A 22,690-nucleotide genomic window follows, 5' to 3' on the forward strand; every position below is an offset into this window, starting at 1 on the left:
ACTAATCCTTGATGATCTGTAGGCGGCTGTCGCCGCAGAGGCGTTCGCTATCGAGTATCTCGATCTCCCGCCCTTGCACCCGGATCAGCCCCTGCTGCTGGAAGCGCGTAAAAATACGGCTTACGGTTTCCACCGCCAAACCCAGATAGTTGCCAATATCGTAACGCGACATCGGCAGCCGGAACAGCCGGCTGGACAGCCCGCGACGCTCCTGCCGTGCCGCCATGGTGGTGAACAGGGCAGCGATGCGGTCATCAGCGGATTTCTTGCTCAGCAGCATCAGCAGCGCACGGTCTTCCTGGATTTCGCGGCTCATCAGGCTGAAGAAATGATGCTGCAAACTGGGGATCTTGATCGAGAGCTTTTCCAGATGCGCGAACGGGATCTCGCACACTGTCGATGTTTCAAGCGCCTTGGCTGAGGAGATATGGTACGCCGTGCTGATGCCATCCATGCCGACAATCTCGCCGGGCAGATAAAAGCCGGTCACCTGCTCGTCACCGTCTTCGGACATGGCATAGGTTTTCAATGCCCCACTGCGCACCGCATACACGGCTTCAAACGAATCCGCTGCGCGGTAGAGATGCTCGCCGCGCTTGAGCGCGCGGCCGCGCCGGATAATACGGTCAAGCTCATCCAGCTGCTCGGGCTCGACCGCCAGCGGCAGGCAGATCTGGCTGAGGCTGCAATCATTACAGGATACTCGGGCGGCCAAGGGAATCTCCCGTGATGGTGGCGTGATCGCCATGCGGACGTTCATTTAACGGCTCCTGTGATCATCCCGCCCGGTCAGATAATCCGACTGAAGCGGAGAGTTTCCGAGGGGCTGTGATAACGATCAAAACATACTGCGACAGCACGAGCGGCGAGGCGACCGGGTGCGGTCAGTTGCAGGGTACGGCCATCGAACTCCACCAGCCCGTCTCGCTCCAGCGGGGCCAAAGATGCCAGCTCCGCTGCGAAATAGCTTGCTGCGTCCACCTGCCAGCGCGCACCAAGCTCCTGCAAGTCCACCTTCATGTGGCTCAGCAGTGCCATGATGACATTCCGTCGAATTTCGTCGTCCTGATCCAGCAGGTAACCTTGGGAAACCGGCATTTTCTGCCGCTGCACGGCCGTTTGCCAGCCCTCGATATGGCGGTGATTCTGGGCGTACAGCGCGCCGATCTGGCTGATTGCGGAGATACCCATGCCCAGCAGGTCGGCATCTCCGTGCAAGCTATAACCCTGGAAGTTACGGTGAAGGATACCATTTACCTGCGCTTTTGCCAGATCGTCGTCCGGCCGGGCGAAGTGATCCATGCCGATAAAGAGGTACCCGGCCTCGGCAAACATAGTCCCCGCACGAGAGAGCATACGTAGCTTTTCGGCCGGTGCCGGCAGCGCCGCTTCGGGTATCTGCCGCTGGATTTTGAACCGTGCAGGCAGATGCGCGTAGTTATATAGTGCAATCCGATCCGGTTGCAGCGCCAGCAGTTGTTCGATAGTTCTGGCCAGGCTGGATTCTGATTGCCAGGGCAGGCCATAGATCAGATCGACACTGATCGAGCGGAAGCCGAAATCGCGGCTGGCTTCGAACGCTTCACGCACCAGCTCATAGGGCTGCACGCGATTGACCGCTTGCTGCACCCGCGCATCAAGATCCTGCACGCCGAGACTGATGCGATTGAAACCGAGGCCGCGCAGCAGGCCGATCCGTGCCCGGCTGACGGTGCGCGGATCAAGCTCGATACCGTAATCACCGCGATCATTATCGAGCAGCCGAAAATGGCGCCCTGTATGATGCATCAGGCGCGTCAGCTGACCATCGTCAAAAAATGTCGGCGTACCACCACCCCAGTGAATTTGCACGACTGGCCGCTGAGCATCCACCAGCTCACTCTTCTGCGCCATCTCCGCCAGCAAAGTGTCCAGATAAGGCGCGCTGAGGCGTTTGTCGCCGGTGATGATGCGATTGCACGCGCAGTAGAAGCAGACATGCTCACAAAAAGGGAGGTGCATATAGAGCGACAGCGGCCGGCGAGCTTCGTTTCCGGCCCGCACCGCCGCCACATAATCGTCGTGGCCCACCTCCTCGTGAAAGCAGGTCGCGGCGGGGTAGGAGGTGTACCGAGGGCCCGGCCCACCATAACGTTGAATAATCTCGGTATCCCAGATGCTCATGCAGCCTCCACCAACATCGCCATATCTCCCGCTATCACAGCAAGCAGACATCATGGCATCCGGTGAAGGCTGCATATTTGATGCAAATCAAGAATGCAGACACCTATAAAAAACATTAACTTATACAGCTACCTCACTGTTATAAAAGGGGAAAACACCAATAAATGAGTAAGAATCCTCACGGCACCTCGCGGCTTGCGATGAATTCCCGCACCACTGCCACAGTCGCCGCAGCGTCCTCCTCCTGCGGCACGTGGCCCAACTCGGGGAACATGTGCAGCGTGCCGGCAGGCAAATCCCGCTCAAAACGCAACGCACTTTCCGGTGTAATCAGGCGATCCTGGCCCCCCCAGAGGATCAACGCAGGCATCTGCAACGTCGCCAGGCGCTCGGCGGCATCCGAGCGCCCCCGTGCTTGCTGGAAGCGGGCGGACAACGCCGCACGGTTACCTTCGCGCAAGGTCAGCTCGTAATAGCGATCCACCAACTCCGGCGTCACCTTGCCGGGGTCTGCGTACACATTACGGACACTGGATTCGACCATCCCGCGTGGCAGTACCCGGTTCATCACTGGCGCCAGCGCCGGAATCTGAGCGATACGAAATCCGATCGGCATGGATTCTGTTTCGAACAGATAGCCCGCCGCATCCACCAACACCAGGGCGGGAACACGCTCCGGTGCCTCGTAAGCGACCTCCCAGGCCAGGTGGCCACCGAAGGAATTCCCGGCAATGATGGCTTGCGGGATATCCAGCGTATCCATCACCGCCAGCACGAAGCGAACGTAATGCTCAATGCTGTAATCACCAGCCGGGAAGGGCCCGGTCAGCCCAAAGCCCGGCAGATCAAAGCGCACCACACGGCGCTCGGCCTGCAGCACCTCCGCCCAGCCACCCCAGGTATGGAGGCTATCCGAGGTGCCATGGAGCAGCACGATCGGCATTGCATCGGGATTGGCGCCGGCTGCCATTTCATCGCGCACATGCACCTGCATACCCATCACCTCAATGAACGTGGAGGGCGGGGCGGCCCAGCGCCCGGCCAGTTCCGAAACGGGCTTGTCCGGTGCCCAGTTGAGGCCGATATAAATGGCCACCGCCAGCACCAGTACCAGCACGGCACCCACGAGATACCTGATCACCTGAAACATACGGATTCCTTGCCCCATTTCTTGTCTGGAGGATGCTCCGCGCCGGCGCAACGCCGACGCGGAGGCGAGGGGGGCACAATACCGTTAAACTGGCTGAACTTGCCATGCGCAGGGAGCCATAATGGCAGCCCTGTACCACCTCACGGAGCCGACCATGACCACCAAAGCTTACGGCGCCCATGCCGCTGATCGTCCGCTGGAACCTCTGACCATAGAACGGCGCCAGCCGGGCCCCAACGATGTACAGATCGAGATTGCCTACTGCGGCGTCTGCCACTCGGATCTGCATCAGGTGCGCTCGGAATGGCCGGGCACCCTTTATCCTTGCGTGCCCGGCCATGAGATTGTGGGCCATGTGGCTGCGGTGGGCGATGCCGTGACCCGATTCAAGAGGGGCGATATCGTCGGTGTCGGCTGCATGGTGGATAGCTGCCGCACTTGCCCGGCCTGCGCCGAGGGGCTGGAGCAATACTGCGAGAGCGGCTTTGTCGCCACCTATAATGGCGCCACCGACGACCCGCCGGGGCATACGCTGGGCGGCTATGCGCAGCGTATCGTTGTCGACGAGCAGTTCGTGCTCCGCATCAGCCATCCGCAAGATCAACTCGCCGCCGTGGCGCCGCTGCTGTGCGCCGGCATCACCACTTACTCACCGCTGCGGCACTGGAGGGTAGGCCCGGGCCAGAAAGTCGGCATCGTCGGGATCGGCGGTCTGGGCCATATGGGCATCAAGCTTGCCCGCGCCATGGGCGCCACCACCGTGGCCATCACCAGCTCGGAGAACAAACGAGAGGCCGCCCGCGCCCTGGGCGCCGACGACGTTATCCTTTCCAGCAGCCGCGCCGAAATGGCGGCACACTCCGGCAGCTTCGATTTCATTCTCAATACGGTGGCCGCCAGCCATTCTCTGGATGCCTTGCTGAACCTGCTCAAGCGCGATGGCACCATGACCCTGGTCGGCGTGCCCGAGCATGCCCATCCGTCACCCAATATAGGCGCACTGATCTTTCGCCGCCGAGCGATTGCCGGGTCATTGATCGGTGGCATCCGCGAGACGCAGGAGATGCTGGATTTCTGCGCCGAGCACGGCATCGTCGCGGATATCGAAACCATCCCGATGCAGGATATCGAGACCGCTTACAGCCGAATGCAGCGCAACGATGTGAAGTACCGGTTCGTGATCGACTGCGCAACGCTCTGAAAGACAGCTCTGGACACGCACGGGCCAGCCACGATGAAACCAGGGTCTGGCCCGGTAGCGGTGTGAATCAGCAAGCAAGATACAGCGAGTGAGACACGAGTGAGAGAAAAACAGCGCTCTAGTGGCCGTGCGACAGGAGCTTGAATGCCCTCTTGTCCCAACAGCGAACTTCGCATAATGGTTATTATGTTAAATAACGTACAGAAACAGTAACTACGTTAACGCCGACGCCCCCTCATTCTTCCTTCATTTCCGGTGCGATCTCGTCATCTCCCGGCAGGCAGCGCTCGCTAAACAGCCACACGCTGCCGAGTCAGCAGCGTGAACGCCAGTATTGCCACAGCACTACAGCCGGCCATCACCAATGCCATCGGTAGTACCGAGCCGGTATGCAGGATCGTTACCATCGCGCCAATGGTGCCGGCCAGCAGGAACTGCAAGGCGCCACTGAGCCCGGTGGCAGCGCCGGCATCCTGCTCGAAGAATGACAGAAAGCTGGCCATGGCGTTCGGGATCACCAGCGACACAGCGCCGCAGCTGATCATGACCAGCGGCACAGTAAGCACCAATGTCAGCGCGTCAAGTAGCACCAGGATCAGCAACAGCGACGTGCCCAGCCCTTGCAGCAGCAGGCCCGCCTGCAACATCCGCGGGCTCTCGAAATGGCGCAGCAGCAGGATGTTCAGTCTGTTGAGACCGAGCATCACCACCACGTTAGCGCCAAACAACACCGGAAAAAGTCGGCTGGATATCTGAAAATGCTCCATGTAAAGAAAAGCCGAGTCGGTGATGAACACAAACATGGCGGAAAACGCGAACGCGTTGGCGAGGATGTAACCCAGCGCCACGCGGTGGCTCAACACTCGCCCGTAGGCTGCGATCATGCCTCCCCTGCCCGCGGCCGGGCGTGGCGGCCTGGGTGGCAAGGCGCGCCAAAGCAACACCACCAGCAGCACAGCGTAGGCGGCCAGCATGACGAAGATGCCCTGCCAGTGCACGCTGTGCAGTATTACAGCACCAATTGCAGGGGCCAGGAGCGGCGCCACCAGCATCACCAGACCGATGGTAGTAAGCACCCTGGCCGCTTCGCGGCCGGCATAGAAATCCCGCACAGAGGCTGCCGCGATGACCACGGTAGCACCGCCGCCGAGAGCCTGTAATATCCGCAACAATAGAAGTTGCTGAAGGTTGGTGATAAAGCAGATGGCGATGCTTGCCGCAGCAAACAGTGCAAGCCCGGCGTAAGCAACGGGATGCCGGCCATAACGATCCGATAACTGGCCGCCGAAAAGCTGCCCGAACGCTGCACCAATGAGATACAACGCCACCGAGGTTTCCACCCGCTCGACGGTGGTGCCAAGGCTTTGTGCCATGGCCGGCAGAGCCGGAAGGTAGGTATCAATTGCCAGTGGGCCGATCGCCACCAGCGTGCCGAGAATCAGGGCCAGACGGCCCGGTGTCACTGTATGCATACTGCTCCCCTGCGAAGGCACAAGGATACCTCGCTTTGCCATCGGGAGCGTAAATCCTCGATAAAAGCCGCGTCGAGCTACGTGTGGCTCAGATAGAACATGCTCGCACCAGCGTGCCCGGATAAAACATACGCAGGCATGAAGTAGCTGAAAATTAAACCGGTGCAATGTAGCTCGAGCAACCCGGCACTGAATTCCAGTGCTGAATAAAGCGCTAAATAAAGTGCCAGCCTTCGCCTCGATAAGTCGGTGTGCTGCTCTGCACAGCACCGGCACGCCACAGTAGCAAGTGTTCAAACCGCTCGCACAACTCGCCCGCCTTGGCATGCCGGAACAATACCGGTTCGCCGATCTCGGGCAGCACCGGGCCGGTAACCGGCGTCTGCACCTCCCCCGCCCCCTCGTTTGCCAGCAGAGAAAGCCCCGCCGGCCACACCGGGGTGGGCCATCTGTCCTCTCCCGCTGGCCCCGATGCAATGTAACCACCGCCCAGGCATGTGGCGATGCCGGGTTGCGGCCGGCGCACCACTTCCAACGCAAACACCATGGCCGGCTGGTGCCTGAACGCCTGGTAATGATCGAACAGGACCGGTGCATAGAGGCCGCTGCCGGCCGTCACTTCGGTAACGCTTGCGTCTGCGCTGGTGCTCTCCAGGCTGCCGGTACCACCGCCGTTGACGAACCGCAGTTCTGCGCCCGCATCGCGCAATGCGGCTACCACCTCGCTTCGCAACGCCTGCAAGCGAGGGATCGAACCTGCCTTCAAACGCCGGATGAGAGCACTGCGCAGCCGTTGCCCCGGTGTCGCGTCACCTAGCCCCGCGATTTGCGCTTCGTAGCCCATCACGCCTTCGAGCACGACGCCACGCTGTGCGCGGATTGCTGCAAAACACGACAGCGCAACCTCAACGCTCCACACCGGCGAGCGAAATACGCCGAAATTGAGCCCCGGCAGCCGCCAGGACATGTCCACATCCAGGCACAGTGGTATCCGCACCTGTTCTTCCTGTGCCACGGCGGCAATGTGCGCCACTTGCGCGGCATCATCCACCATCAGCGTGATCCGGCGGCCCTGGCGCAGCTGCTCGCAGACCTCGCGCAAGGGCTGCCGCTGCACTGTCGGATAAGCAACAACCAGATCATCGAATCCCAAGCTGGCCAGCCGCGCAGCTTCACTGGCATGGAAACACAGCAAACCCTGGCAGCGCGCATCAAAGGCCAGTGCCTCGCGCAACAACGCTACACAGCGCACGGATTTCGTTGCCAGACGCAACGGCAGCTCGCCGGAGCGCGCGAGCAGCGCGCGCAAATTGGCCTCGAACAGCTCCATGTCGACCAGCACGGCCGGCAACGTCTGCTGGCGCAGGGCGCTCTGATACTGAGCGTATCGCTGGCTCATTTGTCCTCCGGCTGCCGTGGTTTTTGTGCCGTGTTCTCCAGGGTGATCCCGGCGCGGGCAAAGCGGATCAGCGCCCCCAGCCCATGGCCAAACAGACCTCGCACCAGCTCACCGAACAGCTGATATTTGCGGCGCGTATACGGGAACCAGTTGGCTTCGATCTTGCGGCTTTGCTTGTCGATCAGAACGGCTTTCGAGCGCGTCATGCCGAGCAGCCCCTGCACGCCCTTGGTGCGGCCGTAGCCGGACTCGCCCACGCCGCCAAAGGGCAATGCCGGATTGCCTTCGGTGAGCATCACGTTATTGATCGACACCGCGCCGGCGTTCAGGGCTGCGGCCACACGCCGGGCGCGTGTCAGGTCTTTGCTCCAGACACTGGCGCTGAGGCCGAAGCGGCTGTTATTGGCGAGCCGGATCGCGTCTGCCTCATCGGTGAATGGCAGCACCGGCAGCACCGGGCCGAAGGTTTCTTCCTGCATCAGCAGCATATCGTCGGTCATCCCAGTCACCAGCGCCGGGCGCAGCATATGCGTGCCTGACACGCGCCCGCCGCCGTGCACCACGGCGCCCTTTGCGCGAGCATCGTCCAGGTGACGCTCGACGATGTCGCATTGAAAACCGGTGGTCATGGCGCCGATGTCCGCGTCACCTTCGTCGCCACTATTGACCACCAGCGCATCAATGCCGCTCCGCAGCCGACTCACCATCTCGTCGTAAATTCCTCGCTGCACATACAAGCGTTCCACTGCCGTACAGGACTGCCCGCCATTGGTGAGAGCGCCCCACAGGGCGCCGGCAGTCGTCCGGCCCAGATCCACATCGTCGAACACCAGCATCGCATCCTTGCCACCCAGCTCCAGCTCCACTGGAATCAGCAATGGTGCAGCCTGAGCAAGAATCCGGCGGCCGGTGCGGGTGCTGCCGGTAAAGCAGATCTTGTCCGGCCGCGCCTCGATCAGCGCCTGCGCACAGCTGCCGTCGCCCTGCACTACCGTCAACGCCTGCGACAGCCACGGCAGATCAGCCACCAGCTCCTCGAACAAGCCCGCCAGTGGTGTGTGCTCGGAGGGCTTCAAAAGTACCGCGTTGCCCGCCACGAAGGCCGTGGCAATAGTCGTCAAAGCAATATGTAGCGGGTAATTCCACGGCGTGATGACCAGCACGACACCTAACGGCTCGTGCCAGATGCGTGATTTTTTGCCGAACAATGCCAGTGGTGTGGAAACCCGCTGTTCGCACAGCGCACCGGGCGCCGCCCCGGCCAGCCAATGCAGGTAATCCAGCGTGCCCATCACCTCCGACACCAGCGCATCGGTGCGCGATTTGCCGGTTTCCGCCACGATCCGGTCGATCACCTCCTCGCGTTGGTCGCGCAGCTTTGCCAGCAGCCTGCGCAGTTCCTTCACGCGTGCGGCCAGAGGCACCTCGCGCAAGGCCTGCGCCACCTGGCGAGCATCAGTGAGTATCGCGGTTGCATCAATCCGTGTATTCATTCTCGCCTGTCCATTCATAGCCACTATTCAGAGCCACCATTCAAGGTCGTTATTCAGAGTCACAGGAAATGCGGTAGCCGATTGCCGTATGAATGGCGGATGCGCCTTCTGCATCGCGATCCAGCCCGGCGTAGTAGCAAGCCAGCAGCGGGCCACGCAGCCCGAGCTCAAGCAAACGGCAGGCGTTGCCGGGGAACGACCCGCCAGCACGGCCGCCGAAACGTAACAGATGCAGCACGCAGCGAATCAGAGGGCATGGCAACCACGCCAGCAGTCGCACTACGATACGCAACGCGGCCACATCATCCGGTGGGCTCGCGGCCAGCAGGCGCGGCAGCAGCTCGACGGCGCCGGTGGCGGAAAAGCGAGGCAAGCCGGCTTGAGGGTAGCCGGGCAGCAGCGCATCACCGATCCGGTTCCAGGCGCGGCGGTCGGCAGCGGTAAACGCAAACTCGGTGCGCGGCATCAGCAGACCTCCTGCCCGGCTGTGCACGGCATGCGCGATACCGGCCGCACGGTGGCGCCGAGCATGGCTTCCGCTGCGCGGTGTGCCAGCGCCATGATCGTCAGTGACGGGTTGATGCCCGGCGCATCGGGAAACAATGACCCATCCACGACATGCAAGCGTGGCAACCCGTGGACCGCGAACTCCGGATTGACCACGGAGCTCGCCTTTCGAGTGCCGAGCGCGCAACCGCCCATCAGATGCAAGCCGATATTGAACGGCGAATGGATCACGCGCCGGGCGCCTGTTGCACGGTAGATCTGCTCGATCACTGCCAGGCCGGCGCGCGCGCGGCGCCGCTCTGCACGGCCGACCGGCTTTTCCACGCGCAACCGCCCATTGCCGTGCAGCCCAATGCGGCCAGGGGTAACATCACGCACCGCCACTTCGATACACGCCAGGTGTCGATAAGCGGCCATGGTTGCCAGATGCCGCCGACCAAAGCCGGGGAGCAGGTAGGCGGCCCCCATGGGCCCGACAAACACATTCTCCAGCTTGAAGCCGGCCGCCCGAAACGCCGGATCATCGGATTTTACCGCCTGAAAACTGCCCCGGTGCGAATCGAGCAACTGATCGTAGAGCGCAAAGGTGACGAACTGCGGGTGACAGTAGAACCCCTGTCCTAAAGCAGGCAACCTGTCGCCAAGCCCGGAGCGCAGCATCAAGGCCGTGCTACCAAAACTACCTGCGGCGAGCACGCATCGAGCTGCATGAAATTGCACTCTCTCGCCACGGCGCCGGCCATAAACCGTCACGCTCCGGCTGCCATGCACGACGCCCTGCACGTCACATTCGGAGATGATATCGGCGCCCGCCTGGCGCGCCAGCGGCAAGAAGGTCACCGCCATGCTTTGCTTTGAGTCCCTCGGGCAGCCACCGAGACAGCGCAGGCAATCATTACCGTTGGCCACGGCGCAATGACGCTGCCCGCGTCGCAAGGGTGCCCAGCGGTGCCCCAGCTTCTCGAACCCCTCCACATACAGCCGTGCGTTGCCGTTCCAGTCGCGTTCACTGATTGTTTTCAGAGCGAGATGCGCCTCTGTCACCTGGTAGTGCCGGGCCATGCCAGCCGAGGAAAAGCTGGCGATGCCACTGTGCGCAGCCCAGCTACTGAAAGCATCGTCATCAAAGCGATCAAGCAGGCACTGATTGACCACCGTGCCACCACCCAGCGCACGGCCACGCAGAAACGTCAGGCGGCCGTCCCGGCTGGGCTCGGCGCCACCGTTCCACATCAGTGCCAGGCTGGCATCGAATTCGTTATCCGGGTATTGGCTGGCCTGCCATTCGCGGCCCGCCTCAAGCAACAGCACACGCTTGCCGGCTGCGGCAAGGTAACAGGCCAACGGGCTGCCGCCGGCGCCACTGCCGACAATGATGTAATCGTAAAAAGGCAGCGCACCAAGGGAGCTGGCGAGCGCCGGTGATGCGGTTTTCGGCACGTTGTGCATCCTGTCGCCAAGGAAACCTTGCCCTTGCAAGGGGCGGCCACGCCTGACCAGATTGCACTATAGTGCAACATTGGCAGGCTGCCAATCACTCGAAAGATATCATGGCACTATTCTGCTGACGCCTGATCTGGTGACCCCTGACGCGAACCTGATGAAGCCTGACGCGAGGCACCAAACACCTCTGCGCCTGCCAATGGCGCAAGAGCCGGGGCGCGTACCAGTGAATCCCCACTCCAGCTGCGGGCCGAAACGACTCTGCCCTGATGCAACATGTCCAGTGCCTGGGGCGAATCGCCTTGCGCCACCTGGCATTGAGTCAGCACCGAATACAGCGGCAGGTATTGCAGCCGGCGGCGCTGGCCGAGCACGGCCTGTCCCAGCGCCGCTGTGCAATTTTGCCGACGTAGCCAGAGGAGCTGCCGGCGAGCCAGGCCAGTGCCGGGTCGGCGCCGACGCGAACCTGCAACGGCGTCATAAGCCGATCGAAACGGCGCCGATCCCGCCTTGGCAGCGCCATATCAAGCTGCCAGAGCCCGTCGCCGCCCTGCTCGGCACACCGCTCAAGCGCCAAAGCACGGCAGCTCTCGCCGGCACAGGCGCTGACTGACTGGCAGCCGAGCGCTATCGTGCCGTTGGCAGCATAGTCGGAAGTTGCGAATGCACGCGGTGCGCGTCGCTTAACACCATTGGCAAGGCTTACCAGAAACTGCCGGCCGGCGGCAGCGCTGGCGAATGTCACCCCTGCGGCGGCCAGTGAGGGAGGCGCCTGGTCGTATCAGCCACTGAGCGGCCGCACATGCTCGGAATGCTAGCGAAGCCGCCACCAGTTTACGCCGTGAGGTGCCATTCTGCGCCAGCGCTGCCCCGGCCAGCATTGCCGGGCCAGCACCCACAGCAGCAGGATCAGGAAGCGACGGCCAGTTTCTTCGATGACCAATTCAGCATTCCCAACACCACCAGGCGCATTTGCTGCGCCGTGCGGAAGCGCAGGATTTCCAATGCTTCCGGGTTCTTCCGCAGCGCCAGCAGATCCTGGGAGGTGGTCAGTACCGCACGCACCAGCAGATCAGCGACCATGAAACGCTCCTGATCATTCAGATGGGCGGCAAAGCCGATCCTGGCGAGGTCATCCGCGAGATCGTAGCTGAAACGAACGGTGTGCAGCCGCAGCGTGTTGCGCAGAATGGAGCTGCCGCCGGTTATCTCGCGGCCGAAAAACAGGAATTCCTGAGCGTGATGCAGCACGAACTCGAAAAACACGTTCACCGACGCGGCAAGTAACTCTTCCATGTTGGAGGTGTCCTGACGGAGCTCTCGCATTCGCGTGCGCAGTTCCGGCAGTGCCTCCTCGACAATAGCCATGCCCAGCGCATCCATGGTGGGGAAGTGACGATAAAAGGCAGTCGGCACCACACCGGCAGCTCGTGTGACTTCTCGCAGGCTCAGGCTACTGAAAGAGCGGCCATCCGCCACCATTTTCAATGCCGACGCGATCAACGCGGCCCGGGTGCGTTGTTTTTGCTCTGCTCGAATACCTTTTTTTGCGCCCATCGGACAGTTCTCCCGAATTATTCTTGGCCAGGCGCCTGTGGCGGCCTGGGGGTCAAGCGAATGTGTCGAGGGGAAGCGTCCGTATTGCCAGAAAGCGCCTGATCAGGTGCCGTCAATCCTTGAATTACCCTGCTACACAGCAGTCAAGGCGCGGCAAATGCACGACAGCCTTGGGAACCGGCGCCACATAAAACGACCGGCATGTTCACTGAATACGCTGACTATACGGCAACGTCAATCCGTGCCATGTCAATTTGAGCCTTTAGAAATGTCCTGACACGAAATTTTGCAGTGTTGCCACCCCATCCTGACCCAGCGGCTCATACCAGTCCGCCAGCCGCGCCAACTGCTCCGGCAGCACATAAGGCGGGTTGAACAAGAACAATCCGGAGCCATGCATGCCGATACCCGGCCGCCGCACTTGCAACTCACTACGTAGCCAGGGCCGTTCTGATTGCTCCAGACGGCGCAATAACCCCTGATGACGGCCATCCGCCAGGACCGGGTACCACAGCATGTATACCCCGGCGGGCCATTTTTGCAACGCGCCCGCCACCGCGTCGCCCACTGCTGTGTAATCCCCGGCACGCTCATAGCTTGGATCAATCAGTACCAGACCGCGGCGGCTGGATGGCGGCAACAGCGCCCGCAAGGCTTCCAGGGCATCGCGGCGATGCAGGTGCACCCGGCGGCCCTTCCCCGCAAAGGTCTGTTGCAACGCGAGAAACTCTTGCGGATGCAGCTCACACAACACGAGATCAGTCGCCTCGCGGGTCAGGCTGTGGCTGATCATCGGCGAGCCGGGGTAATAACGAAGGCTGTCTTGCGCATTGACGGCGCGCAGTGCCTGGCGGTAATCGCCCAGCAGCGCGGGCCACGGGGCATCTGCCAGTTTCAGAATGCCCTGCTCGGCCTCGCCTGTCTTTTGCGCTTGGGTGGTATGCAGGCCATAAAGGCCGCGGCCAGCGTAGACATCAAATACTGTGAAGGGCTTGGGCTTGCGCCGGAGATAATTCAGTACCAGCGTCAATATCGAATGTTTGTGGACGTCGGCGAAATTTCCGGCGTGGTAGCCGTGCTGGTAGCTGAGCATGGTGGCCTGCCTGTAGATGGGCGCGCCATTCTACGGCCTGCGCCCGCCCCTCACCAGCGTATGGGGCGGGCCGATGTAGCCCGTTACAGACGGTTGGCAATCAGGATGCCGAGCATCCCGCTAGTCATGCCGATGATCGCCACGCGAAACGCCAAGGCACGTAGCATCTTTCCATCCACTGTGAGCAACCAGTCATCAAGTTTGCGTTGCAGGTTCATCCTCATTTTGGCCCCCCCAGACCATTGGAAAATGACATTGATGGCCGTCAGCCATCACCGAGGGCAGCACGGCGTCCGGACGTGTGCCGAGCGCCCGAGGACAATGTGACACACATCACATCTTCGGACCATGCATCTTGACGTTTGGATACAAATTCAGGACTCAGGGCTTGTCGAGTAGCAAACCGACGGGCGGCGCGCTCAGAACGAGGCGGGATAGCCGGTGATATGGCGGATACGACGATATAAAGGAGCAAGGCGTGAATAGAGGCCAGCGTAGACCTCCCGATAAAGCCGATCGTAGAGGGCTTGCCGTGCCGGATGCGGGTGAAACACCTGACCGACGCGGGACATTGCGGCCGCAGCCTCGGCGTGATCGGTGTAAAAGCCAGCCCCTACTGCGGCATTGATGGCCGCACCAAGGCCAGAGGTTTCAGTGGTATGCGGCCGCTCTGCCGGCAAGCCGAAGATGTCGGCGGTGATCTGCATCACCTGGTCACTTTGCGAACCACCCCCGGATACTCGCAGCCGCGTGACCGCTACACGATTGCGCCGCGCCAGCTGTTCCTGCCCTTGGCGTAGCGCGTAGGCAATCCCTTCGATGATGGCCCGGTACAGGTGGGCGCGAGTGTGCACGTCACCAAAACCGATGATAGCGCCCTTTGCTTCCGGCCCGGGAAAGCGTACACCGGGATTCCAGAACGGCTGCAAAACGAGGCCCATGGCGCCGGGCGGCGAGCTTTCCAGCAGCGTTTCGAACAGCGCTTCCGGCGGCACGCCCTGTTGTGCCGCTTGCTGCACTTCGGCATGGGCAAATTCACGCTTGAACCAGTTGACCATCCAGTAACCGCGCTGAACGATGATCTCTGAATTGTACAGCCCCGGCACGGCAGCCTGATAAGGCGGCACGAAAGACTGCGGCGACACATAACGATGATTGCAGGTATTGAACGTCGCCGTGGTGCCGTAACTCAGGCTCCCCGTATCCGGCGACAGTGCGCCGCTGCCGAGTACTTCACAGGCTTTGTCGGCGCCGGCGGCAAAGAATCGCGTGCCGGGTGGAATGCCGGTTGCCGCGGCGGCCGCTGCTGTGATCGCGCCTATCTCCTCGCCGGCATCGAGCAATGGCGGCAATTGCTCTCGCCGCACCCGTAGCGCCCGCCATTTGATGTCATGCGAGCCCGCCCAATCGCCGCGGCGAAAATCAAACGGCAGATAACCAACCTGCGATGCTCGTGCATCGCACAGTCGGTCGGTCAGCCGCATGGTCAGATAGCCTGAAAGCAACACGAAATGCCGGGTGCGCTGCCAGATTTCCGGCTCGTCGGCGGCCAGCCAATTGCATTCTGCTTTGGACTGGAACTGATTGAGGATGGCCTGCTGACCGATCATCGCCACCGGCATCGACAGATACCATGGCAGGCGCGGGTAATGCCGGGTGCGCCGCTGATCGAGCCAGATCACCGCCGGCCGCAAGGGCTGCCGGTTTTCATCCAGGCACACCACCGAGGCGCGCTGAGTGGTCAGCGCCGCAGCTGCAATGCGGCAACGCAAGCTGCCGTGGGTGCTCCACAGTTGCTGGCAAGCACGGCAAAGCGCTTGCCAGAAATAGTCGCAATGCTGCTCGGCGAAGCCCGGCTGTGCAGAAAAGTAGGGCTCGATCTGAACCTGTGAGCGGGCCACCAGATTACCGGCCAGATCGAACAGCATGGCCCGCACGCTCTGCGTGCCCTGGTCGATCGCCAGCAACAACGGCCCCTGATCGCTCACGGTGCCGCGCCTCAGCCCATCGCCGCAGGCGTGCGGTATGAATGCTGGAGAATCGTACGATAACGCGTCAGCTCATGCTGCCAACGCTGTTCGTCCCAACCCAGCGCGTTGCAGATGCGCTCTGCGTGAGCCGCCAGCAGGGCATCGCCGCCGTCCGCCAGCAGGTTGCCGAACCGGGTGCGGCGTAGCATCAGATCATCCAGATGCACCACCATTTCGTGCGTCAGCACCCAATCGAGCAGCGCAGCCTGCGCGCCTTGCTCTTCTCCCGGCCAGGGCTTGAGCGGGTGCCCCAGGCCAGCCGGCACAGACGCTGCTTGCCGGAACAGCCGGGGGCTGGCGAGGAGGCGCCGGTGAGCAGTCTGATCGATGAGTCCGGCAGCGAGTAGTGCATCGATGGCGATCACGCGGAACGTGGTCAGTTTCCCGCCGCTCACGGTGATGATGCCGTTCTCCTGCCACACGGCGTGATCACGCCGCTCTCGGGATGGGTCAAGCCCTTTGCCCGACGAGATCACAGGCCGCACACCAGCCATCGTCGAAATGATATCGGCTTCGCCGAGATGCACGTCCGGGAACTGGCTGTTCACCAACGCCAGCAAATAGTCGATCTCGCGCTGGCTGATCGCAGGCTCCTGATCCAGATCCTCCTTGTGATCCAGATCGGTAGTGCCGATGCAGGTCAGGCCCTGCCAAGGGAATACAAATACCGGTCTGCCATCCTGCGGATGCCTCACCGTCAGGCAGTCCGCTACGGGCAGGCGGGCGGCGGGCACCAGCAAGTGGCTGCCCCGCAGCGGGCGTACCCGTGGAGCGCTGCCGGAAAGCTTGTCCGCCCAGGCGCCGGTGGCATTGATGACGTGCTTGACGTGCAGCGTATGCAATGCGCCCGTGAGCTGATCGCGTAGCGCAACTTCATGCTCGCCCTGCGGCCCCGTGACCGCTTCCACACCGGCATAGTTGAGCATCGTCGCGCCTTCCGCCGCTGCCTCATGCAGCACTCTGAGCACCAGACGGCTGTCATCGGTGAGGGCGTCGGTATAACGCATGGCGCCGCGCAACTGCTCGCGCCCCAGCGCCGGCACCCGTTCTGCCAATTCGGCAGCGCTCATCCAGCGGTGATCCCGGATACTGGCCAGACGATCATAAAGCCATAGCACGATGGCCATCGGCCAACGGCCCGGAAATTGCCCTTTGCGAATCGGGAACAGGTAAGGCTGGCGCACCACCAGGTCCGGCAGTTCGCGCAACAACCTCTCGCGCTCTTGTAACGCCTCGCGAGTCAGCCGTACCGCGCCTTGCGCCATATAGCGCAGCCCGCCATGCACCATCTTAGAGGAGCGACTTGAGGTTCCCCATGCAAAGTCTTGTTTTTCAACCAGAAGAGTTTTTATTCCAAGCTGGGCAGCAAGCAACAACACGCCTGCCCCGGTAATCCCTCCGCCGACGACCACCAGATCCCACTGTTCGCCGGCCAGCTCGGCCAGCAACGGTCTTTTGCCCGCGATCACCTCATTACTCCTCAAGCAAACAGCCCGGGTTCAGCCGGGCCTGCGGATCAAAATGCTGCGTCAATGCCGCCAGTGCGGCCATGCCACGTTCGCCCTTCTCGGCGGCAAGCCAGGCGGCATGATCTCGCCCGACACCATGCTGATGACTGATCGTGCCGCCACCGGCGACAATCGCCTCGCACGCCGCTGTCTTCATGCGGCGCCACCGCGCCAGTGTCGTCTCATAGCTGCCAGAGCAACGAAACACATAGGTGGTATAGATACTCGAACCCTGCGGATAAAGGTGTGACAAATGGGTAAACACATGAACGCCCTCACCTTCGCCCGCCTGTGCAGCAATGGCCGCCTCGATGCGCTCGACAAGCGCCGGCACGCGCTGCCAGTCTGCGGCGGTTTCCAGCGTATCGACCACATAGCCGTGCTCCCACAGCCCATGGCGCAGGTAGGGAGAACGAAAGCGCGCTTCCTCCCATTTGCGGCCCAGCATCCGCCCGGTGTTCACACCACCTGCCCGGCGCACGCGGCGCAGCACATCCGCCAGCAGGCGCCGGGATGCGGCCCGCTCGCCTGTGACACCGAACGTCATCATGCACTTGCCGGCGCCACAGCCGCGCAAGGACAAATAGCGCTCAAGCCAGGCGACCAGGTTTCCATGGCCGGCGAGCACCAGATGCGTGCGCGTTTCTACCGCATTCGAGAGGCGCAGCATCGACAACGGTAGCCTGGCCTGCACAAGAGCGCGCACCAGCGCGACGGCGCCCTCCCAATCCGGCATGAAGGCGACATGAAACGATTCATGTTCCGGAACCGGCGTGACACGCACCGCGACCTCGCTGATGATGCCCAGCCTGCCCTCGCTGCCGAGCATCATCTCGCGGATATCCGGGCCGGCGGAGGAGGCCGGAAAGGTCGGGATATCCAGCGTCCCGTCAAGCGTCTCAACGCTGCCACCCGCGAACAGCTGCTCGATGCGGCCGTAACGCAGCGACTGCTGCCCGCTGGATCGGCTGGCGACCCAGCCCCCCACAGTGGAAAGCTCCCAGGACTGCGGAAAGTGACCGAGCACATAGCCTTGCTCGCGCAGTTGCCGCTCCAGCGCCGGGCCGGCCGTGCCGGCGCCAAACCGAGCGATCTGGCTGGTTCGATCCAGGGCCAGCAGTTTGTTCATGCGTGCCAGGCTGAGCGTCAGCACCGGGCGCTGGCTGGCTGGCGGATTAATATGCCCGGCCACCGACGTGCCGCCGCCGTAGGGAATAACGATCGCATCCTGATCAACGGCCCAGGCCAGCAGTTCGCGAATCTGGGCTGCATTTTCCGGCTCCGCGACGCCATCAGGGAAGACACCAAACTGGCCTGATCGCATCGCCAGCCAATCGGGCAGGCTCTGCCCGCGGGCGTGCCGCAGGCGCGTTTCGGCCGAGGTATCTACCAGCGGATGAGCAGCCAGCCGGGTCGGCGGCACGCTCGCGGCCACACTGGCAAGTGTGGCGTCAGGCAACGGCTGCGCCCGGCCAAGGATCTCTCGCAAGAAAGCCAGGCCCGAGGGCTCGAGCGGGAAATCATTATGTTCGTCACCCCAGCCGTTCCAGCGGCGCATAAGCCCCCTCCTTTATTCGCACGCGGCCAAGGCGGCCGCAAATTTTTCAGCGTCGAATATGCTAGCGTGCAGGCCAGCCCCTTTCACTGGCTCCGCCTGCCAATGGATGGACTTTTCGGGACACAGCAAGCGTGCGGAGTGCCGCTTGCCACGCCGAGAATACGGTCAGCACGGCACTGGCCGCTGTTGATCAGGCTCAGGTGGTCGGCAGCAGGCGGCGGCGCCAGCCCCGCAGCGCTTCACGGCGAGGGATACGCTCCTTCTTAAGCTGGCTGATCATTTCGTTGATCGCGCTGGCCGTCTGCTCGCGCACCGCCCATTGCACCGCAGGGTCTTGCGCCTGCCCTTGCAGATGTTCAGTACGGATTGGCGCGCCAATGCGAAAGTGGAAGGGCTCCGGCCGAGGCAGTGGCGTCGGCCCGATGCCCGTAGCCAACGGCATGAAAATGTCGCCGCCGCGCAAGGCGCTGGCAATGCGCGGCTGTCGTAGCAGCCACTGGCCGATGCGGGAGGCTTGCCAGTCATCGCCATCGTACCGGATGCGCCAGCTCTCATCGCAGCCCACCGAGGCGAACGGGAGGATGTCATAACCGTGTGCAATGGCCATGCGGGCAAAGCCAGTGCGCTGTTTCCACACCAGCTGATTGATTTCACCGCGCCGCTTGGCCACCTCACGCGCCCCGCCGGGAAATACCAGGATATGCTGCCGGCTCTCCATCAGCTGCCGGCACGTCTCCGGTGTGCCCGGCACCGCCCCGAAAGTGCGCAACAATCGGCCCCAGCCGGGCACCGAAAAATGGAAATGATCGCCCAGGCTGCGCGGAAAAACGCCGGTACGCCGATAAAGCTCGCTGACAAACAACGGCGAATCGACGATGCCGTAGAGCGTATGATTACCCACCAGCAAGGCAGGACGCGTCGCGCACAGATGCTCTGCACCTGATAGCACGGGCTGGAAATACCACCGCTGGGCCAGCAGCAGTTGCCGCATCAAACGCTCGGGCGGAGCGCGAAAATCAGTTACGGAAGCAGCCTGGCGCCGCATAGCGGAAATCCTGTAAATTTGCCGGGCGCGCAGCTTATCATGCCGCCCTGTCGCTTTCGCCTGCCTGGCATTTCCCCTAAAGTCTCCCTGAGTTCCACCATCCACTCAGGAGTAATCATGAAAATAATCGCGGCAAGCGCCCTGTTGGCCGGCGCTCTGGTGCTACAGGGCTGCCAAACCACCAATCCTTACACCGGCGATCGCCAGACCAGCAGAGCGACCAGCGGTGCAGCTATCGGCGCGGCGGTCGGCGCAGTGGTCGGCATTGCCACCTCCAGCAGCGCCAAAGAGCGCAAGGAACGGGCTCTCGCGGGTGCGGGCATCGGCGCAGTCGCGGGCGGTGGCGTCGGTTATTACATGGATGTGCAGGAAGCCAAACTGCGGGAAAAACTGCAGGGCAGTGGCGTATCGGTGACCCGTGACGGTGACAATATCGTCCTGAACATGCCGGGCAACGTGACTTTCGATACCGATGCCTATCAGGTCAAAAGCCAGTTTACGCCGGTGCTGGATTCGGTCTCGGAAGTGCTGAAGGAATATAAATCGACCATGATTCAGGTCGGTGGCCATACCGATAGCACCGGTAGCGTGCAGTACAACATGCTGCTGTCGCAACAACGTGCTCAGTCCGTAGCCAACACACTCGCAGGTTTCGGCGTGGAGCAGGTGCGCCTGGATATCGTTGGTTTCGGGCCACACCAGCCTATCGCCAGCAACGACACAGCCCAGGGCCGCGCGCAAAACCGCCGCGTGGAGCTGGTGCTCCTGCCCTACACTCGCTAAACCGCATCATGGCCACCCCGGCGTGCCGGGGCGGCCAACGGCTCAGGATGCGTCGTCGTAAAGCGGCCGCGACAGCTCCGCCCAGTCCACTTCGCCGTCATCCAGCAGATTCTCGAACTGAAGAATGCCCAATGCCTCGAACTTGGGCCGTACCGTGTCGGTCAACAAGCCGATACGCTTGAGGTTCGGCACAATCCGGGTGAACAGCAGGTTGCGGAATTGCGCCATGATCTGTGAAGCCAGCACCTGATCCCGCGCTTTTTCAGCATCCCAGCCGAATTCGGCAAACACTTCGGTAGCGATCAGCCGTTCGCGCATGACGACACACGCCTCATAGGCGAATTGCGCACGCTCCTCTTTTTCTTCCTCGGTCAGGGTGCCGACAAAATCTTCCAGATAGTTCACGCCAAAAGTGACATGACGCGCTTCATCGCGGATCACCAGCGTGATCAGGCGCGTCAGCAACGGATCTTTGGCGGTGAGCTTGAGCGTATTGAAGGCCGCCAACGCTAGCCCTTCGATAATGATCTGCATGCCGATGAATTTCAGATCCCAGCGCGGATCAGAGAGGATCTTGTCGAGCAGCGTTTTCAGATGTGGATTGATCGGGTAGAGAATGCCGATCTTCTCTTGCAGGTAACGCGTGAACGCTTCCACGTGCCGTGCTTCATCAAACGTCTGCGACGCCGCATACAGCTTGGCATCGTAGGTGGGCGCACAGGAGGCCAGCTGCGATGCCACCAGCAGAGCGCCCTGCTCGCCATGCATGAACTGGGCGAGCATCCAGGCCAGGTTATGCCAGCCGAAACGCAGTTTCTCGTCATCGGCAAGCGCTTCAAACGGCTCCCAGCCACTGAACGGGTTATAGCTCTGATCCAGCGGAATTTCGGATTTCGGGTACGTCTGGCTCCAGTCGAGATCCAGATCCGCGTTCCAGTTCAGTTCCTTGCCAAGCCGGTAAAGTTTGCGGATACGGCCGTCGGCGGAGCTGTAATCCCAGTTGTAATGGCCGGTAAGAGGGGTCTGGAAAATTTCGACCACATCCTCCACATGGCCAGGCTGCATCCGGTCTGCAATATCCTCCGAGCCCGGGCCATCCCAGTTCTCGTAATAATTGATGGTGGACGGAGGTGATTCAACCCGCTTGATATCCATGGTAGCGCGCCTCTTTTATTGGAATAGCTGAGCAGGTCAACGTATTGACCTGACCTTCAAGCTAGCCCGGACACGCAGGAACAACAATGTCGTGAAATGACAACAGGCCGGCCAAGTGGCGCGATTTCACAATCGCGTCGCCCGGCCGCAAGGAAAGGAAAAACCTTAAAGCACAATAAGTTACAAGGTTAATCTGAAGCAGTTTCTTCCGACAAAAGGAAGTGTGCACGGGCAATGGCGATGGGCTCGCTGCGGCGCACCTGCCATGCACTGATATGTACATTCGCTACCCGCCGCCCGAGGCGGGTAACCCGGCATTCGGCGAAGGTGTCACGAAAATGGCCTGCGCGCAGATAGTCGATGGTGAAGTCGATGGTTTTGGGCACTCGGGGCTCACCCATCTGCAGCAACAGAAAAATAATCGCCGCTTGCTCCATGAAGCCCGCCACCGCGCCGCCATGCAACGCCGGCAAGGTGGGATTGCCCAGATTGCTGGGCGATTTCGGCAACATGAACACCAGTTCCTCGCCATGGGCGGCAACTTCGATACCGAGAAAGCACGCATAAGGCACCCGCTCGATCAGGGTCTGATAGGGTGTTTCTCCGCGGCGGCAGCTCTCCACCAGGCTCTTCAACGCGTCCATCAGTTCACCACTCGACTGGCACCAGGGAGCTTCATTCGCATATAAGTAGCCAGGCCAGTGGCCAGCAGCTCGCTGGAAGCAGGCTCGTTCTCGGTGCCCTCTTCGAACACCGACATGCGCACAAAGGCAACATGCTGGCTCAGCCGATAACAATGCGCCTCGCACACCACAGCGTGCCGAGGCCGAGGCGCCCGCAGATGATCCACGCGCATATCAATGGTGGGCGTTATCTCGAAATCCGGAAATATACGACACGCATTGGCCAGCCCGCCAGCCTGATCCATCAATGCAAAAATGGCGCCACCGTGAGTAACGCCGGTTTCGGGGTTGCCCACGAGCACATCCTGATAAGGCATGCGCACCCGCACCGTCTCTTCATCGGCCTCAAGCACCTCCAGTTCAAGCAAGGTAGAATGTTTCACGGAAGCCACAAAGCGGCGGCAGATATCCAACCGGGTATACCCCGGCGCGTCTTGTGAGGTCACAGCG

20 protein-coding genes are annotated in these 22,690 nt (G+C 61.6%); 2 read left to right on the forward strand and 18 right to left on the reverse strand.

Annotated elements, in window-relative coordinates; genetic code table 11:
- Nucleotide 1 precedes the first annotated feature (1 nt).
- From fnr to MU846_RS01330, 3 genes are all read right to left on the reverse strand, one after another.
- The gene (gene fnr / locus MU846_RS01320; RefSeq protein ID WP_306799175.1) at nucleotides 2-760 is read right to left on the reverse strand and encodes a fumarate/nitrate reduction transcriptional regulator Fnr; all 759 of its coding nucleotides are present in this window, start codon (nucleotides 758-760) and stop codon (nucleotides 2-4) included.
- 29 nt (nucleotides 761-789) lie between these two features.
- A complete protein-coding gene (gene hemN, locus MU846_RS01325) occupies nucleotides 790-2,163 on the reverse strand; it encodes an oxygen-independent coproporphyrinogen III oxidase (protein ID WP_246947460.1) in 1,374 nt (457 codons plus the stop codon).
- 178 nt (nucleotides 2,164-2,341) lie between these two features.
- Nucleotides 2,342-3,313, reverse strand: a complete 972-nt coding sequence (locus MU846_RS01330) for an alpha/beta fold hydrolase (RefSeq protein ID WP_246947463.1) — start codon at nucleotides 3,311-3,313, stop codon at nucleotides 2,342-2,344.
- A gap of 154 nt (nucleotides 3,314-3,467) precedes the next feature.
- On the opposite strand from MU846_RS01330, the gene MU846_RS01335 reads away from it, so the two are divergent.
- A complete protein-coding gene (locus MU846_RS01335) occupies nucleotides 3,468-4,514 on the forward strand; it encodes an NAD(P)-dependent alcohol dehydrogenase (protein WP_246947465.1) in 1,047 nt (348 codons plus the stop codon).
- A 290-nt stretch (nucleotides 4,515-4,804) separates the two neighbouring features.
- On the opposite strand, the gene MU846_RS01340 is transcribed toward MU846_RS01335, so the two are convergent.
- The 12 genes from MU846_RS01340 to MU846_RS01395 form a co-directional block, all read right to left on the reverse strand.
- Complete coding sequence (locus MU846_RS01340) at nucleotides 4,805-5,986, reverse strand: multidrug effflux MFS transporter (RefSeq protein WP_246947467.1); 1,182 nt, start codon at nucleotides 5,984-5,986, stop codon at nucleotides 4,805-4,807.
- A 214-nt stretch (nucleotides 5,987-6,200) separates the two neighbouring features.
- On the reverse strand, nucleotides 6,201-7,385 hold the full coding sequence (locus MU846_RS01345) for an amino acid deaminase/aldolase (protein ID WP_246947469.1): 1,185 nt from the start codon (nucleotides 7,383-7,385) through the stop codon (nucleotides 6,201-6,203).
- A complete protein-coding gene (locus MU846_RS01350) occupies nucleotides 7,382-8,878 on the reverse strand; it encodes an aldehyde dehydrogenase family protein (protein WP_246947471.1) in 1,497 nt (498 codons plus the stop codon). Before MU846_RS01350 ends, MU846_RS01345 begins: the two co-directional genes overlap by 4 nt.
- A 49-nt stretch (nucleotides 8,879-8,927) precedes the next feature.
- Nucleotides 8,928-9,344, reverse strand: a complete 417-nt coding sequence (locus tag MU846_RS01355; protein WP_246947473.1) for a hypothetical protein — start codon at nucleotides 9,342-9,344, stop codon at nucleotides 8,928-8,930.
- On the reverse strand, nucleotides 9,344-10,825 hold the full coding sequence (locus MU846_RS01360) for a GMC family oxidoreductase N-terminal domain-containing protein (RefSeq protein ID WP_246947475.1): 1,482 nt from the start codon (nucleotides 10,823-10,825) through the stop codon (nucleotides 9,344-9,346). Before MU846_RS01360 ends, MU846_RS01355 begins: the two co-directional genes overlap by 1 nt.
- 912 nt (nucleotides 10,826-11,737) lie before the next feature.
- Complete coding sequence (locus MU846_RS01365; protein WP_246947476.1) at nucleotides 11,738-12,385, reverse strand: TetR family transcriptional regulator; 648 nt, start codon at nucleotides 12,383-12,385, stop codon at nucleotides 11,738-11,740.
- A gap of 262 nt (nucleotides 12,386-12,647) precedes the next feature.
- The gene (locus MU846_RS01370) at nucleotides 12,648-13,478 is read right to left on the reverse strand and encodes a 23S rRNA (adenine(2030)-N(6))-methyltransferase RlmJ (protein ID WP_246947484.1); all 831 of its coding nucleotides are present in this window, start codon (nucleotides 13,476-13,478) and stop codon (nucleotides 12,648-12,650) included.
- An 83-nt stretch (nucleotides 13,479-13,561) separates the two neighbouring features.
- Nucleotides 13,562-13,702 (reverse strand): hypothetical protein, encoded by a 141-nt coding sequence (locus MU846_RS01375; RefSeq protein WP_246947488.1) that lies wholly within the window; start codon nucleotides 13,700-13,702, stop codon nucleotides 13,562-13,564.
- A 195-nt stretch (nucleotides 13,703-13,897) separates the two neighbouring features.
- Nucleotides 13,898-15,466 carry an FGGY-family carbohydrate kinase gene (locus MU846_RS01380; RefSeq protein WP_371738454.1) on the reverse strand — a complete coding sequence of 523 codons (1,569 nt, stop codon included), beginning with the start codon at nucleotides 15,464-15,466 and terminating at the stop codon, nucleotides 13,898-13,900.
- Between the two features lie 11 nt (nucleotides 15,467-15,477).
- A complete protein-coding gene (locus MU846_RS01385; RefSeq protein WP_246947490.1) occupies nucleotides 15,478-16,977 on the reverse strand; it encodes a glycerol-3-phosphate dehydrogenase/oxidase in 1,500 nt (499 codons plus the stop codon).
- A gap of 4 nt (nucleotides 16,978-16,981) precedes the next feature.
- Nucleotides 16,982-18,574: an FAD-binding oxidoreductase gene (locus MU846_RS01390; protein ID WP_246947492.1), complete on the reverse strand. Its 1,593-nt coding sequence runs from the start codon at nucleotides 18,572-18,574 to the stop codon at nucleotides 16,982-16,984.
- A 196-nt stretch (nucleotides 18,575-18,770) separates the two neighbouring features.
- Nucleotides 18,771-19,565, reverse strand: a complete 795-nt coding sequence (locus MU846_RS01395; protein WP_246947493.1) for a lysophospholipid acyltransferase family protein — start codon at nucleotides 19,563-19,565, stop codon at nucleotides 18,771-18,773.
- Between the two features lie 171 nt (nucleotides 19,566-19,736).
- Here MU846_RS01395 and MU846_RS01400 point away from each other — a divergent pair, with 171 nt between their 5' ends.
- Nucleotides 19,737-20,402 (forward strand): YiaD family glycine zipper/OmpA-like lipoprotein, encoded by a 666-nt coding sequence (locus MU846_RS01400; RefSeq protein WP_246947494.1) that lies wholly within the window; start codon nucleotides 19,737-19,739, stop codon nucleotides 20,400-20,402.
- A gap of 42 nt (nucleotides 20,403-20,444) precedes the next feature.
- On the opposite strand, the gene MU846_RS01405 is transcribed toward MU846_RS01400, so the two are convergent.
- From MU846_RS01405 to MU846_RS01415, 3 genes are all read right to left on the reverse strand, one after another.
- Nucleotides 20,445-21,557 (reverse strand): ferritin-like domain-containing protein, encoded by a 1,113-nt coding sequence (locus MU846_RS01405; RefSeq protein WP_246947495.1) that lies wholly within the window; start codon nucleotides 21,555-21,557, stop codon nucleotides 20,445-20,447.
- 188 nt (nucleotides 21,558-21,745) lie between these two features.
- Complete coding sequence (locus tag MU846_RS01410; RefSeq protein ID WP_246947496.1) at nucleotides 21,746-22,201, reverse strand: PaaI family thioesterase; 456 nt, start codon at nucleotides 22,199-22,201, stop codon at nucleotides 21,746-21,748.
- The gene (locus tag MU846_RS01415; RefSeq protein WP_246947497.1) at nucleotides 22,201-22,686 is read right to left on the reverse strand and encodes a PaaI family thioesterase; all 486 of its coding nucleotides are present in this window, start codon (nucleotides 22,684-22,686) and stop codon (nucleotides 22,201-22,203) included. Before MU846_RS01415 ends, MU846_RS01410 begins: the two co-directional genes overlap by 1 nt.
- Nucleotides 22,687-22,690 lie beyond the last annotated feature (4 nt).

It is taken from the genome of Alcanivorax quisquiliarum (assembly GCF_023051175.1).
Lineage (GTDB): Bacteria > Pseudomonadota > Gammaproteobacteria > Pseudomonadales > Alcanivoracaceae > Isoalcanivorax > Isoalcanivorax quisquiliarum.

Excerpts from the sequence above, each read along its gene's own strand:
- MU846_RS01355 (WP_246947473.1), bottom strand. The coding sequence starts at position 9,344 with ATGCCGCGCACCGAGTTTGCGTTTACCGCTGCCGACCGCCGCGCCTGG.
- MU846_RS01410 (WP_246947496.1), bottom strand. The coding sequence starts at position 22,201 with ATGGACGCGTTGAAGAGCCTGGTGGAGAGCTGCCGCCGCGGAGAAACA.
- MU846_RS01405 (WP_246947495.1), bottom strand. The coding sequence starts at position 21,557 with ATGGATATCAAGCGGGTTGAATCACCTCCGTCCACCATCAATTATTAC.
- MU846_RS01345 (WP_246947469.1), bottom strand. The coding sequence starts at position 7,385 with ATGAGCCAGCGATACGCTCAGTATCAGAGCGCCCTGCGCCAGCAGACG.
- MU846_RS01390 (WP_246947492.1), bottom strand. The coding sequence starts at position 18,574 with ATGCGCCGCTGGAACGGCTGGGGTGACGAACATAATGATTTCCCGCTC.
- MU846_RS01375 (WP_246947488.1), bottom strand. The coding sequence starts at position 13,702 with ATGAGGATGAACCTGCAACGCAAACTTGATGACTGGTTGCTCACAGTG.
- MU846_RS01400 (WP_246947494.1), top strand. The coding sequence starts at position 19,737 with ATGAAAATAATCGCGGCAAGCGCCCTGTTGGCCGGCGCTCTGGTGCTA.
- MU846_RS01335 (WP_246947465.1), top strand. The coding sequence starts at position 3,468 with ATGACCACCAAAGCTTACGGCGCCCATGCCGCTGATCGTCCGCTGGAA.
- MU846_RS01365 (WP_246947476.1), bottom strand. The coding sequence starts at position 12,385 with ATGGGCGCAAAAAAAGGTATTCGAGCAGAGCAAAAACAACGCACCCGG.
- MU846_RS01330 (WP_246947463.1), bottom strand. The coding sequence starts at position 3,313 with ATGTTTCAGGTGATCAGGTATCTCGTGGGTGCCGTGCTGGTACTGGTG.
- MU846_RS01395 (WP_246947493.1), bottom strand. The coding sequence starts at position 19,565 with ATGCGGCAACTGCTGCTGGCCCAGCGGTGGTATTTCCAGCCCGTGCTA.
- MU846_RS01370 (WP_246947484.1), bottom strand. The coding sequence starts at position 13,478 with ATGCTCAGCTACCAGCACGGCTACCACGCCGGAAATTTCGCCGACGTC.
- MU846_RS01340 (WP_246947467.1), bottom strand. The coding sequence starts at position 5,986 with ATGCATACAGTGACACCGGGCCGTCTGGCCCTGATTCTCGGCACGCTG.
- hemN (WP_246947460.1), bottom strand. The coding sequence starts at position 2,163 with ATGAGCATCTGGGATACCGAGATTATTCAACGTTATGGTGGGCCGGGC.
- fnr (WP_306799175.1), bottom strand. The coding sequence starts at position 760 with ATGAACGTCCGCATGGCGATCACGCCACCATCACGGGAGATTCCCTTG.
- MU846_RS01350 (WP_246947471.1), bottom strand. The coding sequence starts at position 8,878 with ATGAATACACGGATTGATGCAACCGCGATACTCACTGATGCTCGCCAG.